This window comes from Streptomyces sp. NPDC041940 (assembly GCF_055589465.1).
On the sequence record NZ_JBVJBP010000029.1, the window covers coordinates 1 to 14,073 of the forward strand.

General features: G+C 72.4%; 12 protein-coding genes and 1 pseudogene. 2 read left to right on the forward strand and 11 right to left on the reverse strand.

Translation table 11 applies throughout. From position 1 onward, the window contains the following. Positions 1–136: 136 nt before the first annotated feature. From ACZ6I3_RS35110 to bldG, 3 genes are all read right to left on the reverse strand, one after another. Positions 137–2,542: a sodium-translocating pyrophosphatase gene (locus ACZ6I3_RS35110; RefSeq protein ID WP_469420222.1), complete on the reverse strand. Its 2,406-nt coding sequence runs from the start codon at positions 2,540–2,542 to the stop codon at positions 137–139. Positions 2,543–2,816: 274 nt separating this feature from the next. Further along, entirely contained in the window at positions 2,817–3,254 is a 438-nt protein-coding gene (locus ACZ6I3_RS35115) for an ATP-binding protein (protein ID WP_469420224.1), read from the reverse strand. Between the two features lie 133 nt (positions 3,255–3,387). After that, the gene (gene bldG, locus ACZ6I3_RS35120; protein WP_003991900.1) at positions 3,388–3,729 is read right to left on the reverse strand and encodes an anti-sigma factor antagonist BldG; all 342 of its coding nucleotides are present in this window, start codon (positions 3,727–3,729) and stop codon (positions 3,388–3,390) included. A gap of 78 nt (positions 3,730–3,807) precedes the next feature. Between bldG and ACZ6I3_RS35125 the strand changes: the two genes are divergently transcribed. After that, entirely contained in the window at positions 3,808–6,393 is a 2,586-nt protein-coding gene (locus ACZ6I3_RS35125) for a DEAD/DEAH box helicase (protein ID WP_469420225.1), read from the forward strand. 40 nt (positions 6,394–6,433) lie between these two features. On the opposite strand, the pseudogene ACZ6I3_RS35130 reads toward ACZ6I3_RS35125, so the two are convergent. From ACZ6I3_RS35130 to ssd, 7 genes and pseudogenes are all read right to left on the reverse strand, one after another. Then, positions 6,434–6,718, reverse strand: a pseudogene (locus ACZ6I3_RS35130) (Rv3654c family TadE-like protein); the annotation flags it as partial. Further along, on the reverse strand, positions 6,715–7,074 hold the full coding sequence (locus ACZ6I3_RS35135) for a TadE family type IV pilus minor pilin (protein ID WP_469420226.1): 360 nt from the start codon (positions 7,072–7,074) through the stop codon (positions 6,715–6,717). The gene ACZ6I3_RS35135 and the pseudogene ACZ6I3_RS35130, both read right to left, overlap by 4 nt. Next, positions 7,061–7,270, reverse strand: coding sequence for a DUF4244 domain-containing protein (locus ACZ6I3_RS35140; protein WP_469420228.1), 210 nt, complete (start codon positions 7,268–7,270; stop codon positions 7,061–7,063). Before ACZ6I3_RS35140 ends, ACZ6I3_RS35135 begins: the two co-directional genes overlap by 14 nt. A gap of 84 nt (positions 7,271–7,354) precedes the next feature. Beyond that, positions 7,355–8,143: a type II secretion system F family protein gene (locus tag ACZ6I3_RS35145; RefSeq protein WP_469420230.1), complete on the reverse strand. Its 789-nt coding sequence runs from the start codon at positions 8,141–8,143 to the stop codon at positions 7,355–7,357. Continuing rightward, a complete protein-coding gene (locus ACZ6I3_RS35150) occupies positions 8,140–8,988 on the reverse strand; it encodes a type II secretion system F family protein (RefSeq protein ID WP_469420366.1) in 849 nt (282 codons plus the stop codon). The genes ACZ6I3_RS35145 and ACZ6I3_RS35150 overlap by 4 nt, the downstream gene beginning before the upstream one ends. Before the next feature lie 7 nt (positions 8,989–8,995). Beyond that, a complete protein-coding gene (locus ACZ6I3_RS35155; RefSeq protein ID WP_469420231.1) occupies positions 8,996–10,354 on the reverse strand; it encodes a TadA family conjugal transfer-associated ATPase in 1,359 nt (452 codons plus the stop codon). Beyond that, positions 10,351–11,466 (reverse strand): septum site-determining protein Ssd, encoded by a 1,116-nt coding sequence (gene ssd, locus ACZ6I3_RS35160; RefSeq protein WP_469420232.1) that lies wholly within the window; start codon positions 11,464–11,466, stop codon positions 10,351–10,353. Before ssd ends, ACZ6I3_RS35155 begins: the two co-directional genes overlap by 4 nt. 582 nt (positions 11,467–12,048) lie before the next feature. Between ssd and ACZ6I3_RS35165 the strand changes: the two genes are divergently transcribed. After that, on the forward strand, positions 12,049–12,882 hold the full coding sequence (locus ACZ6I3_RS35165) for an HAD family hydrolase (RefSeq protein WP_469420234.1): 834 nt from the start codon (positions 12,049–12,051) through the stop codon (positions 12,880–12,882). Positions 12,883–13,222: 340 nt separating this feature from the next. Here the strand turns inward: ACZ6I3_RS35165 and ACZ6I3_RS35170 are convergent, their stop codons facing one another. Then, complete coding sequence (locus ACZ6I3_RS35170; protein WP_469420235.1) at positions 13,223–14,047, reverse strand: Fic family protein; 825 nt, start codon at positions 14,045–14,047, stop codon at positions 13,223–13,225. Between the last annotated feature and the right edge of the window lie 26 nt (positions 14,048–14,073).

The window sequence follows — 14,073 nt, forward strand, 5'->3', positions numbered from 1 at the left end:
CAACTCTTTTCCCTCTCTCTCTCCCCCCCCCCACCCCCCCCCCCCCCTCTCCCCCCCCCCCCCCCCCTCCACCCCCCCCCCCCCCCCCCCCCCCCCCCCCCCCCCCGCACCTTGAGCTGGGGTTCGACGGACCTCCCTACGAAACCACCGCCGGATCCGGTGACTTGGGTTCCGGTTCGGCGTTGTCTTCGTCACCTACGGCGATCCCGCGCCGCTTTGACACGTAGACCGCCCCGGCGATCACGGCGAACGCGAGCGCCGCGATCAGGATCCGCACGCCGATGCTCTTGTCCGGACCGTAGGAGAACTTGATCACCGCGGGCGCGATGAGCAGCGAAACCAGGTTCATGACCTTGAGCAGCGGGTTGATCGCGGGACCGGCGGTGTCCTTGAACGGGTCGCCGACGGTGTCGCCGATCACGGTCGCCGCGTGGGCCTCGCTGCCCTTGCCTCCGTGGTGACCGTCCTCGACGAGCTTCTTGGCGTTGTCCCAGGCGCCGCCGGAGTTGGCCAGGAACACCGCCATCAGCGTGCCCGCGCCGATCGCGCCCGCCAGGAACGCGCCGAGCGGACCGACGCCGAGCGTGAACCCGATGAAGATCGGCGCCAGCACGGCCAGCAGACCGGGCGTGGCGAGTTCGCGCAGCGCGTCCTTGGTACAGATGTCGACGACCTTGCCGTACTCCGGCTGCTCGCTGTAGTCCATGATCCCGGGCTTCTCGCGGAACTGCCGCCGCACCTCGAAGACCACGGAACCCGCCGACCGCGACACCGCGTTGACGGCCAGCCCCGAGAAGAGGAAGACGACCGCCGCGCCCGCGATGAGACCGACGAGGTTGTTGGGCTGCGAGATGTCCATCATCAGGCTCATCGGGGCACCTTCGCCCCCGAGCTTCTCGCCCACATCGCGCGCGCCGGTGATGATCGCGTCGCGGTACGACCCGAACAGCGCCGCCGCCGCGAGCACCGCCGTGGCGATCGCGATGCCCTTGGTGATCGCCTTGGTGGTGTTGCCGACCGCGTCCAGGTTGGTGAGCACCTGCGCGCCCGCGCCCTCGACGTCACCGGACATCTCCGCGATGCCCTGCGCGTTGTCGGAGACCGGCCCGAAGGTGTCCATCGCGACGATCACGCCGACCGTGGTGAGCAGGCCGGTGCCGGCCAGCGCCACGGCGAACAGCGCCAGCATGATCGACGTACCGCCCAGCAGGAACGCCCCGTACACGCCGAGGCCGATCAACAGGGCGGTGTAGACGGCGGATTCGAGACCGACGGAGACACCGGCGAGGACGACGGTGGCCGGACCCGTGAGCGAGGTCTTGCCGATGTCCCTGACGGGCCTTCGGGTGGTCTCGGTGAAGTAGCCGGTCAGTTGCTGGATCAGGGCGGCGAGCACGATGCCGATGGCCACCGCGACGAGCGCGAGGACCCGCGGGTCGCCGTCCTTGCCCAGGATGGCGGCGTCGGTGACGCCGTCGAGATCCGAGTACTTCCCCGGCAGGTAGACGAACACGGCCACCGCCACCAGCACGAGCGAGATCACCGCGGAGATGAAGAACCCCCGGTTGATGGCGCTCATGCCGCTGCGGTCGGCACGTCTGGGCGCCACCGCGAAGATGCCGATCATCGCGGTGATCACACCGATCGCCGGCACGAGCAGCGGGAAGCCGAGCCCGGCGTCGCCGAAGGCCGCCGAGCCCAGGATCAGCGCGGCGACCAGGGTGACGGCGTACGACTCGAAGAGGTCGGCCGCCATGCCCGCGCAGTCGCCGACGTTGTCGCCCACGTTGTCGGCGATGGTCGCGGCATTGCGCGGATCGTCCTCCGGAATGCCCTGTTCGACCTTGCCGACCAGGTCGGCGCCGACGTCGGCGGCCTTGGTGAAGATGCCGCCGCCGACCCGCATGAACATCGCGATCAGCGCGGCCCCGAGGCCGAAGCCCTCGAGCACCTTCGGCGCGTCGGCGGCGTACACCAGCACCACGCACGAGGCGCCCAGCAGGCCGAGGCCCACCGTGAACATGCCGACCACGCCGCCGGTGCGAAATGCGATCTTCATCGCTTTGTGCGAGACGGCGGTCAGATCCTTTTCCGGCTCGCCTGCCGCCGGTGTGGCTTCGCGCGCCGCCGCGGCGACACGCACATTGCTGCGTACGGCGAGCCACATGCCGATATAGCCGGTGGCCGCCGAGAACGCCGCTCCGATCAGGAAGAACACCGAACGTCCGGCACGCTGATTCCAGTCGTCCGCGGGCAGCAGCATGAGCAGGAAGAACACGACCACGGCGAATACGCCGAGCGTGCGAAGCTGCCGTGCCAGATAGGCGTTCGCGCCCTCCTGGACCGCCGCCGCGATCTTCTTCATGCTGTCGGTGCCCTCGCCGGCCGCGAGTACCTGGCGCACCAGGACCCCCGCGACCGCAAGTGCCGCCAGCGCGACGACCGCGATGACCACGATGAGGACGCGGTTGCCATCGGTCAGTACGGCGGCTGCGAGGTCGGTGGGATGACCCGACTGTGGTGAGTTGAAAAGCCCCGCCATTCGTCCTCCTTGACGCTTGGGCTGAGCTCAAGATGTGGACGGGATTGTAGGTACCGGAACCTGATCAAAACAGAGCGCGATAAACGGAATTGGACTTCCGAGGTAATGCCCTGAAAGCATTCTGAGGCGTCCGCGGGGCACGCGAATGATCGTGAACGAATTCACGCGATGAACGGCACAGGAACTACTGTAAAGGCGAGCACTGACAGCCGCACATGACGAAGGGCCCCACGGGTGGGGCCCTTCGTCAGGAACTGTGTGTGGCGTGGCCGGTTCAGACCAGAATCGTCGGCGGCGGCGTGGTCGGCCACGTCATCTTGATCGATCCGCCGTGCTCCCCCGCGCTGACCTCGACGTCGTCGACGAGTCCGCTGATGACCGCGAGGCCCATCTCGTCCTCGTCGGCTTCCCCGTCGGGGTCGCCGGGGCCGGCTCCGGGCGCGTGCTCACCCGGGACCGCGTGCGGGGCCTCGTCGCCGACCTCGATGGAGAACTGCTTCTCCTCCTCGATCAGCAGCACCTTCACCGGTGCCGAGATCCCCACGGTCTGGTGCAGCCCGACGGCACGGGTGCACGCCTCGCCGACGGCGAGCCTGACCTCGTCGAGGACGGCCTCGTCCACTCCGGCCCTGCGCGCCACCGCTGCCGCCACCAGCCGGGCGGTCCTGACGTGCTCGGGCAGCGCGCTGAAGCGGAGCTCAACGGTGGCCATGCATCCCCCTCGCAACTACGGGCGTGCTGTCGGGAGGCTCCGGGCCGCCGAAAGCCCGGGCCCCCTCGGTCTTCACTTCTTCCGAACTTCTGCCGTGCTTCGGCCGGCCCGGGCGCGAGGCCCGGGTCCGGTGTCAGTCGGTGGCCGCAACCGCTTCCTCGACCGAGGTGTGAATCGGGAACACCTTGGTGAGGCCGGTGATACGGAAGATCTTCAGAATGCGCTCCTGGTTGCAGACCAGGCGCAGGGAGCCCTCATGGGCTCGTACGCGCTTCAGGCCGCCGACCAGTACGCCGAGTCCGGTGGAGTCGAGGAAGTCCACGCCCTCCATGTCGACGACAAGGTGGAAACTGCCGTCGTTCACCAGCTCGACCAACTGCTCGCGCAGCTTGGGCGCGGTATATACGTCGATTTCGCCACCGACCCTGACGATCGTGCGATCGCCCATGGTCTCGGTCGACAGGGACAGGTCCACGGATCCTCCAGCACCTTGCTATCGAGCGGTCGCCCTTCGGGCACTCGGCTTCAGCCCTTGGACGCTTCGCCAGCCGCGATGGCATTCAATCACTTACCGGCAGGCGTGCACGACGCCTTGGCTCCATTGTCCGTCACGCCAGTGACACACTCGGTGCCGATGGCCAAGAATCACCGATCCGATCGAACCCCGTCGGACCCCGCCTCCCGACCCGCGCCGGGCGTGGTCCTGGACCGGCTCGCATCCGGTCCGAGCAGGGCTTCGCGCATTACTCATACGGAGCACTTGCCCCCGCGCGAGGGTCGGCATGCCGTCTGGCCGGACCGGATCCGCGCGGAGGTCGTCGCCGCCGTGCGCGCCGCGGGCATCGAACACCCCTGGGCGCATCAGGCCCGTGCGGCCGAGCACGCGCTGGACGGCGACTCGGTCGTCGTCGCCACGGGCACGGCCTCCGGCAAGTCCCTGGCGTACCTAGTGCCGGTCCTGTCCACCCTTCTGGACGGCGCCGAGGCCCCGAACGGCCGCGGCGCGACCACCCTGTATCTGGCTCCCACCAAGGCTCTTGCGGCGGACCAGTGCCGTTCGGTGAAGGAACTTTCACATCCACTGGGCCATTCGGTGCGCCCGGCCGTCTACGACGGCGACACTCCGTTCGAGGAACGCGAGTGGATCCGCCAGTACGGCAACTACGTCCTGACCAACCCGGACATGCTGCACCGCGGCATACTTCCGTCCCACCCCCGCTGGTCCTCCTTCCTGAAATCGCTGAAGTACGTCGTCGTCGACGAGTGCCACACCTACCGCGGCGTGTTCGGCTCGCATGTCGCCCAGGTGCTGCGCCGGCTGCGCCGCCTGTGCGCCCGCTACGGGGCCTCGCCGGTGTTCCTGCTGGCCTCCGCCACCGCCGCCGAGCCCTCGGTGGCGGCCCGCCGCCTCACCGGCCTGCCGGTGCTGGAGGTCGCCGACGACGCCTCTCCACGCGGCGAACTGGTGTTCGCCCTGTGGGAGCCGCCGCTGACCGAGCTGCACGGCGAGAAGGGCGCCCCCGTCCGCCGTACGGCCACCGCGGAGGCCGCCGACCTGCTGACCGACCTCACCGTGCAGGGCGTGCGCTCGGTCGCCTTCGTGCGCTCCCGGCGCGGCGCCGAGCTGATCTCTGTGATCTCCCAGGAGCGTCTGGCCGAGGTCGACCGGTCGCTGGCCCGGCGTGTCGCGGCGTACCGGGGCGGCTATCTCCCGGAAGAACGCCGCGCACTCGAACACGCCCTCCATTCGGGTGAACTGCTGGGCCTCGCCGCGACGAACGCCCTCGAACTCGGCATCGACATCTCCGGTCTGGACGCGGTCGTCATCGCCGGCTACCCCGGCACCCGTGCCTCCCTGTGGCAGCAGGCGGGCCGGGCCGGACGGTCCGGGCAGGGGGCGCTGGCCGTCCTGGTGGCCCGCGACGACCCACTGGACACCTTCCTGGTCCACCACCCGGAGGCGCTGTTCGACCAGCCCGTCGAGTCCACGGTCCTCGACCCGGACAACCCCTATGTGCTGGCCCCTCACCTGTGCGCGGCCGCGGCGGAACTGCCCCTGACGGACGAGGACCTCGACCTGTTCGGCCCGGCCTGCGAGGGACTGCTCCCCCAGCTGGAGGCCGCGAAGCTGCTGCGCCGCCGCACCAGGGCCTGGCACTGGACCCGCCGCGAGCGCGCCGCCGACCTGACCGACATCCGCGGTGAGGGCGGACGCCCGGTCCAGGTCGTCGAGACCGGCACGGGCCGGCTGCTCGGCACGGTCGACGCCGGTGCCGCGCACTCGACGGTGCACGAGGGCGCGGTCCACCTCCACCAGGGCCGCACCTACCTGGTGCGCTCCCTGGACATGGAGGACTCCGTCGCCCTCGTCGAGGAGGCCGCCCCGCCGTACTCCACGGTCGCCCGCGACACGACGTCGATCTCCGTCCTGGAGACGGACACCGAGATCCCCTGGGGCGACGGCCGCCTCTGCTACGGCTCGGTCGAGGTCACCAACCAGGTCGTCTCCTTCCTGCGCAGACGGCTCATCACCGGTGAAGTGCTGGGCGAGACGAAACTCGACCTCCCTCCTCGTACGCTGCGCACCCGGGCCGTGTGGTGGACGGTCACCGAGGACCAGCTGGACCGGGCCCGGATCAACCCGGAGATCCTCGGGGGCTCCCTGCACGCCGCCGAGCACGCCTCGATCGGCCTGCTGCCCCTCTTCGCGACCTGCGACCGCTGGGACATCGGCGGTGTGTCGATCCCGCTCCATCCCGACACGCTGCTGCCCACGGTCTTCGTCTACGACGGCCACCCCGGCGGCGCGGGCTTCGCGGAGCGCGCCTTCCACACCGCCCGCACCTGGCTGACCGCCACCCGCCAGGCCATCGCCTCCTGCGAGTGCGAGGCCGGCTGCCCGTCCTGCATCCAGTCCCCCAAGTGCGGCAACGGCAACGACCCGCTGCACAAGAAGGGGGCGGTGCGGCTGCTCACCGTGTTGCTGGAGGGTGCCCCCGAGGAGAAGGAGACGGAGGAGAGCGGGGCGGCCGAGCAGCCGACCGGAGATCCGGCGGAGCCGCCGGAGGACCGACCCGCGTCCTCCCCGCCGCCGACGGGAGTTCCAGGGGAGCCGTCGGAGGCCCCGCCCGCGCCCTGACCTCCGCCGTGAACGGCCCGCGTCCCGACGCCGCCGTCACGTCCGAGATCTCACCGACGACCTCGCACCGCACGAGCCGCACGCCCTGTGCCCGGGCCACCCGGCCGGCCCGGGCACAGGCCGCCGTACCGCCGTCGGCCCAGTGGTCCGCCGCGGCGAGCGCCGCGAGATCCGCACCGCCCGCCGCCCGGTGCCGGATCGCGACGGCCTGTCCGAGCGCGAGGACGACACCGAACACCACGCACAGGACGGTGATCGCCCCGACGCTCCAGACGGTGGCGGAGCCCCGGTCCGAGGCGTCGCGCGTCATGCCCCGGCGTCTCATGTGCCCACCGCCTCCTCCACCGACGCCACGGCCTCCTCACGCACGGCCAGGGACAGCCCGCTCAGCACCGGCGGTTCGGCCACGACGGTCACCCGGACGTGTTCCGCTTCCCGGCTGACGGTCACCTTCGCTCCTGGCGGCGCCGCCTCGCGGGTCAGCCGCACGACCGCGTCGGGCGGGTCCTGGCGGGCCGCGGCGCGAGCGCCCGTCCGTGCCGCGTCCACGCACTGGATCTGTGCGGCCACGGCCAGCAGACCGCACACCAGCGCCATCGCGAACATCACCAGGACGGGCAGCACCACGGCCGACTCCGCCGTGACGAACCCCCGATCCGAGCCCCGCTCACATCCGCGCATTGAGGGCATCCGTCACCATGCTCTGCAGCTCCGCGCTGACCGCGCCGCTGGTGACGACCTTGTAGAGCACGACGGCGAACGCCACCGCCGCGACGATTCCCATCGCGTACTCGGACGTGACCATCCCCGCGTCCCTGCGCGCCGCACGCATTCCACACACCAGGGCGCGCAGCCGCGCCCGTACCACCTGATACATCTCAACCTCCGTGAAAACGTCCGAACTACCTTCGGGTCCTGCTGACTTCTGTCGGTGCCGCCGGTCTGCCGGCCCGTATCCGCGTCATCCACCACCCCCTCCGAGCGCCCCGCCCGCGAGCCCGATCACCACGGGCAGCACCCCGACCGCGATGAACGCGGGCAGGAAGCACAGCCCGACCGGCGCGCTGACCATGACGCCCGCTCTGCGGGCCCGGGCCGTCGCGGCGCGGCCCCAGTCGGCTCGGGCCTCGGCGGCGAGCCGTGCGACCGGTGCGGCGGCGGGCAGTCCGGACACACCGGCCCCTTCGAGCAGCCGCGCCAGGCCTCCGGCGCCCGGGACGGCGGCCAGCCTCCGCCAGGCCGCGCCCGGCTCACCGCCCAGCCGGACCTCCGCCGCGCCACGCGCCAGGGCGTCGCCCACAGGGCCACCCAAGGCCTCGCCCACCGCCCGCGCAGCGATCACCGGGCCTGCGCCCGCCGCGATGCAGGCCGCCAGCAGGTCGGCCGCGAGGGGCAGTTGTCGCGTGGCCTCGGCGAGGTCGGGCGCCCGCGGGTCCGTACCCACCGCCTCCTGCCGGAGCCGCCACCGCCATATCCCGACCGCACCGGCCAGTCCCACGGCGGCACCGGCGAGGCCGCCGACCAGCGCCCATGCGGCACACGCCACACCCACGGGAGGCAGCCAGGTACGCGCGGCCCGGCGTAAGGCGAGGCGCGGGACGGGAGCGGTCTCCTCCCGGGGCGCCAGCTCGGCCAGCCGACGCCGCATCCTCCGGCGGCGCCGCGCCTCCGTCAGCCACCGCACCGACCACCCGAGGGCCAGCACGATCCCCACCGCCACCCCCAGCCTGTGGACAACTTCCCCGCTCACGCCGCCTCCTCCGCGCCGCGCACGATCCGCAGCACCCACCACAGCCCCAGGCCCTCCAGCACACCGCCGACCACCAGACAGCCCAGGCCCGCCGCCGTGTGGAGCAGGACTTCGAGCGGCTCGGCGCCCAGGGCGGTGCCGATGAGAAGCCCCAGGGCAGGCAAGCCGGCGAGCATCACCGCCGTGGCCCGGGCGCCCGCCAACTGGGCGCGCAGATCGGAGCGTTGGTCCCGCTCGGCGCGCAGGGCGGCGGCGAGCCGGTCGAGTCCGGCCGCGAGCCCCGCGCCCTGGTCCACGGCCACCCGCCAGCACGCCGCGAGCCCCCGCAGCCCCTCGCCGCCCGGCTGCCCGGCCGCCGCCGCGAGCGCGCCCGGCACATCGCCGCCGAAGCGCGCCGCCGCCAGAACCGTCGCCTGCGCGTCCACAAGTCCCCCGCAGTCCCGCGCGGCCCTCAACAGCGCCTCGCCCGGCTGACGTCCGGCCCGCACCTCCCCGGCGAGCGCCCCGCACAACGCGATCACCGCGTCCGCCCGACGCTCCCGGTCCCGCCCCACCCGACCGGCCAGCCGGACCCGCCGCAGCAACGGCACCCCGGCCGCCCCCAGGACGACCGGCAGTACCGACGCCCCGAGCACCGCCAGCACCAACCCGGCCACCGGCGACCACCACTCGGCCCGCAACCGCCCGCGGACCCGCCGCAGCCCACCGGTCACCTGCCACCACCCGGGCGGCCCACTGCCGACCGCTCCACCGCCCGCGAGCAGCAGGCGCGCCCGACGCGCCACCGAGTCCCGCTCGCCCAGCAACCACACCGCCGCCCCCACACACGCCACGGCCGCCCCCATCGACATCTCAGCCGCCCCTGCCACTACTCGGCCCTCCCAGCCCCTGCCATCGCTCGGCCCCCTCAGCCCTCGCCATCCCTCGCCCGCCCGCTGTCACCGGCACAGGGCCGCCCTCACCCGGCCCACTTCCACCGCCCTCGCGGCCCGCGATGCCCTCGCCGCCCCCGCTGCCGTCCCTGCCCTCGCCGTCCTCACTCCGCAGCAACCCCCGCAACCGCCCCCACCCCCGTTCGCGCACGAAGGCCTCCGCTCCCCACCGCAGGGCCGGCACCGTCCGCACCAGCCCCGACGAATCCCGCTCCAGCACGTGCACCTCGGCGATCCGCCGCCGCCCGCTCCGGTCGCGTACGAGGTGCAGCACCACGGAGAGGGCGGCCGCCACCTGGCTGTGCAGCGCGGCCCGGTCGAGCCCGGCGGCCGTGCCGAGCGCCTCCAGCCGGGCCGGTACATCGGCGGCGGCATTGGCGTGGACGGTTCCGCAGCCGCCCTCGTGGCCCGTGTTCAACGCGGCCAGCAGATGCACCACTTCGGGTCCGCGCACCTCGCCCACGACCAGCCGGTCGGGCCGCATCCGCAGTGCCTGGCGCACCAGGTCCTCGAGGGTGACGAGGCCCGCGCCCTCCTGGTTGGCGGGTCTGGTCTCCAGCCGCACCACATGCGGATGATCCGGCCGCAGTTCCGCCGAGTCCTCGGCGAGGACGATCCGCTCGTCCGGTCCCACCAGCCCCAGAAGGGCACTCAACAGAGTCGTCTTGCCCGAGCCCGTGCCGCCGCTGACCAGGAAGGACAGCCGTGCGTCGAGCAGCCGGCGCAGCACGCGGTCCCCGCCCGGCGGCACCGTGCCCGCCGCGACCAGCTCGCCGAGGGTGAAGGCACGCGGCCGTACGACCCGCAGCGACAGGCAGGCGCAGCCCACGGCAACCGGTGGCAGCACCGCGTGCAGCCGGGTCCCGTCGGGCAGCCGGGCGTCGGCCCAGGGCCGGGCGTCGTCCAGGCGGCGCCCGGCCACGGCGGCGAGGCGCTGGGCGAGTCGTCGGACGGCCGCCGCGTCCGCGAAACGCACCGGCGTCAGCTCCAGTCCGCCGCCCCGGTCCACCCAGACCCGGTCCGGGGCCGACACCAGCACGTCCGTAACCGAGGGGTCGGCGAGCAGCGGCTCCAACGGTCCGCTGCCGACCAGTTCGGACCGCAACTGTGCGGCGGCCCCCAGGACTTCGGCGTCCCCGAGCACCCGCCCCTGCTCCCGCAGGGCCTGGGCCACACGCGCGGGGGTCGGCTCGGCCCCGCTCTCGGCCAGCCACCGCCGCACCCCGTCGAGCAGCCCGGCGCCTCCGGGTCCTGACACCGCTTCGGTCACTGCGCTCATGGGGCACCCGCCTCGACGAGCGCCCGCTCCCAGAACCCCTTGCAGAACCGGGCGAGCGGTCCGCGCGGGACGCCACCCGGTGGTGCCGTGCCCTCGTCCGGGCGCAGCAGCCCGGGCTCGACCGGCACCTCGCCGGCCAGGGGCAGTCCGAGCAGCCGGGCGACCTCCCGGTCGTCGAGCCCCGGCGGGTACGGCCCGCGGACCGCCACCCGCAGGTCGCGCAGGACCATTCCGACAGCGGACGCCACGCGCCCGGCGGCCGCGACGGCCCGCAGCTCGGCGGGCACCACCAGCACGCCGAGGTCCAGTTGGGTGAGCACCTCGGCGACTCCGTCGTCGATGCGGCGTGGCAGGTCGACCACGACCGTGCCGCCCCTGCGACGGGCCGCCGCGAGCACCGCGCGCACCGCCTGGGGCGGGACGGCGATCCGGTCGCCGCGGTCCCAGCTGAGCACCCGCAGCGAGTGCAGCTCGGGGAGCGACTCCTCCAGGGCACCCCCGCCGACCCGTCCGCGGGAGGAGGCGAACGCGGGCCAGCGCAGTCCTTCGGCCGTCTCACCGCCGAGGAGTACGTCGAGTCCGCCACCCAGCGGATCGGCGTCCACGAGGAGCGTGCGCAGCCCCTCCCGCGCGGAGGTGACGGCCAGCGCGCACGCGAGCGTGGACGCTCCGGCCCCGCCCCGGCCGCCGATGACGCCCACGGTGAGGGCGGGCCGGCCGACGCCCTCGGCCACGTCGGCGATGCGGTCGACGAGCCACTGCTCGCCGTCGGGCAGCATCAGGACGTGCTCGGCGCCGATCTCGACGGCCCGCCGCCACACCCCCGAGTCGTCCTGGTCCCGGCCGACGAGGACGACGCCCCTTCTGACGCCCCTTCTGTGGACGGCCCCGCGTACGCGCCGCGCGGCGTCGTCCCCCACGAGGACGAGCGGAGCGGCCTCCCAGCCGCCTCTGCGCTCCGGCACCCCGTGGTGCACCTCGGGTGTGGCGCCCGCCGCCGCGCACAGGCGCAGCAGGTCGTCGAGGAGGTCGGTGTCCTCGGTGACGATCAGTGGTCCGCCCTGCCGCCCTCCGGCGGCCGGTGGCGGATCGTGTGTGACGGCTCCGGCCACGGTCATCCCCCTTCACTGCTTGCCTCGCGCGGCCCTGCTGCCCCGCGATTCCCGAACGTGGGAAGAACCGGCAAGGCGTCCTCCCTTTGAACGGCCGGCAGAAACCGGCCAAACGCCCCCGCCAATCGGAACCGGCCATGAACTCGCCGCGAGCGGGGTGCGTTGGGAATCACGGTGCAGCGATCCCGGAAATCGTGTGGATCTTGGTGGATAACTGTGGACGTCTCGACAGTTGTGAATATCGCCGTCACCCATACCGGTGACCGCCGCAGACCCCCTGTGCGACTTCCACAGAGCAGTCCGACAACTACACAGCGTGAGTGGACATGGGCATGACAAGACCGCTCCCGACACTGCATCGGAGCGGCGATCAAGCCGCGTAAGAGAGGGAGAAAACCCACCCGGACATGCGACGACCCCCACCGGGGGGGAGAGTGGGGGTCGTCTCCACGGCCGACTCGGGGGGGGGAGGAGCCGGACCGGGTTAGCACGGTCGCGAACGATCCGTGACTTCCATGGTGTACCCGAGAGCCCTCTCAGGCAAACCCACGCGCCCCACCTTACGCCGAATGGGCTGCCCCTATGCTCAGTGGCGTGGAAAACCACTCGTTGCCCCGCACAGCGGCCTTCTTTGACCTGGACAAGACGGTCATTGCGAAGTCGAGCACGCTCACGTTCAGCAAGTCGTTCTACCAAGGCGGTCTGATCAACCGCAGGGCTGTCTTGCGCACCGCATATGCCCAGTTCGTCTTCCTGGCCGGCGGCGCCGACCACGACCAGATGGAGCGTATGCGCGCCTACTTGTCCGCGCTGTGCCGCGGCTGGAACGTGCGGCAGGTGAAGGAGATCGTCGCCGAGACGCTGCACGATCTGATCGACCCGATCATCTACGACGAGGCAGCCTCCCTCATCGAGGAACACCACACCGCCGGCCGCGACGTCGTGATCGTATCCACCTCGGGCGCGGAGGTGGTCGAGCCGATCGGTGAACTGCTCGGCGCGGACCGCGTGGTGGCGACCCGCATGGTCGTGGGCGACGACGGCTGCTTCACCGGCGAGGTGGAGTACTACGCGTACGGCCCGACCAAGGCCGAGGCCATCAGGGAACTCGCCGCGTCCGAGGGGTACGACCTCAGCCGCTGCTACGCCTACAGCGACTCGGCGACCGACGTCCCGATGCTGGAGTCCGTCGGCAACCCCCATGCCGTGAACCCTGACCGCGCGCTGCGCCGCGAGGCCCTCGCGCGCGGGTGGCCGATTCTGGACTTCCACCGCCCGGTTCGGCTCAAGCAGCGCATTCCCGCGTTCTCCGTACCGCCGCGTCCGGCGCTCGTCGCGGTCGCCGCGATAGGCGCCGCGGCGGCCACCGCGGGACTGGTCTGGTATGCGAACCGCCGCCGGGCGTCGGTCGCCTGACCCGGGACGACCCGTAGCCCTATTTGAACCCAAAAGTAAAGAAGTGCAGCCTGGACTTCCGCTTACTGCGGGGCAGGAGTACAAAGGACTCAACGGCCCGCGAGACCAAGGACATCCGCGAGGATCACCTTAAATACGCATTTGGCCCCACGGACCGAGCATGAACACCGGGCACCCACGCGACGTCGACCCGTCGAATACGGGCCAGCCGCACCAGGGACGGGCAAAGTTCCCGACCTGATGGGCATATATCGAGGACGCTTGGTAACCCGATGCTCATGCCAGCGGCGGTACGAGCTTCTCGTACCGCCGCATCACTTTCCGGCCCTGCGGATGAGTGTCACGCCGCTCCGCGCTGCAGCGCCTCGCACACCGCCGTCGACTCGCGGGCCCCCAGTTCGACCGCCCTGCCGCAGTGGGCGATCCAGGCGGCCACACCCTCCGGCGTACCGGAGACGTACCCGTCGAGGGCTTCCCGGTAGGCGCCGCGGCCCAGCTCGGCGTGGCCGACCTCGGCCGGGCAGACCGACTTCGGGTCCAGACCGCTGCCGACCAGGACGATGCGCTCGGCCGTGCGCGCGACCAGGCCGTTGTGGGACGTGAACGGGCGCAGCGCGAGAAGTTCGCCGTGCACGACGGCGGCCGTCACCAGCGCCGGTGCGGTGCCGCCCGCGATGATCAGCCCGGCCAGCCCCTCCAGTCGGCCGTGCGCCTCGGCCGCGCCGGGCAGCGGCAGCGCGACGAGCGGCTCGTCGACCGGCTCGCCCTCCTGCCGGGGCCGTCCCACCTGTTCGGCCTGGTCGGCGGCCGCGACCAGGTGCAGCCGGGCCAGCACCCTCAGGGGCGACTGCCGCCAGATCGACAGCAACTGGCCCGCCTCCGCCGTGAGCCGCAGCGCGGCACCCACAGTGTGGGCCTCGTCGTCACCGCTGAAGTCCGTACGCCGGCGCACCTCCTCAAGGGCCCAGTCCGCGCCGGACAGCGCCGCCGAGCCACGGGCGCCGCGCAGGGCCGCCTCGGAGGTGACCGCGTTGCTGCGCCGCCGCATGATCCGGTGCCCGTAGACCCGGTCCACGGCCTTGCGCACGGACTCCACGGACTCGGCCACACCGGGCAGCGCTCCCAGGGTCGCCAGGGGGTCGGCGGTCGCACCTGCTGTACTCATGAGTACGACCCTACGCACCCCGGGAG

Coding starts and splice junctions, on each gene's coding strand:
- ACZ6I3_RS35110 (WP_469420222.1), bottom strand. CDS start 2,542: ATGGCGGGGCTTTTCAACTCACCACAGTCGGGTCATCCCACCGACCTC.
- ACZ6I3_RS35115 (WP_469420224.1), bottom strand. CDS start 3,254: ATGGCCACCGTTGAGCTCCGCTTCAGCGCGCTGCCCGAGCACGTCAGG.
- ACZ6I3_RS35125 (WP_469420225.1), top strand. CDS start 3,808: ATGGCATTCAATCACTTACCGGCAGGCGTGCACGACGCCTTGGCTCCA.
- ACZ6I3_RS35135 (WP_469420226.1), bottom strand. CDS start 7,074: ATGCGCGGATGTGAGCGGGGCTCGGATCGGGGGTTCGTCACGGCGGAG.
- ACZ6I3_RS35140 (WP_469420228.1), bottom strand. CDS start 7,270: ATGTATCAGGTGGTACGGGCGCGGCTGCGCGCCCTGGTGTGTGGAATG.
- ACZ6I3_RS35150 (WP_469420366.1), bottom strand. CDS start 8,988: ATGGGGGCGGCCGTGGCGTGTGTGGGGGCGGCGGTGTGGTTGCTGGGC.
- ACZ6I3_RS35155 (WP_469420231.1), bottom strand. CDS start 10,354: ATGAGCGCAGTGACCGAAGCGGTGTCAGGACCCGGAGGCGCCGGGCTG.
- ACZ6I3_RS35165 (WP_469420234.1), top strand. CDS start 12,049: ATGCTCAGTGGCGTGGAAAACCACTCGTTGCCCCGCACAGCGGCCTTC.
- ACZ6I3_RS35170 (WP_469420235.1), bottom strand. CDS start 14,047: ATGAGTACAGCAGGTGCGACCGCCGACCCCCTGGCGACCCTGGGAGCG.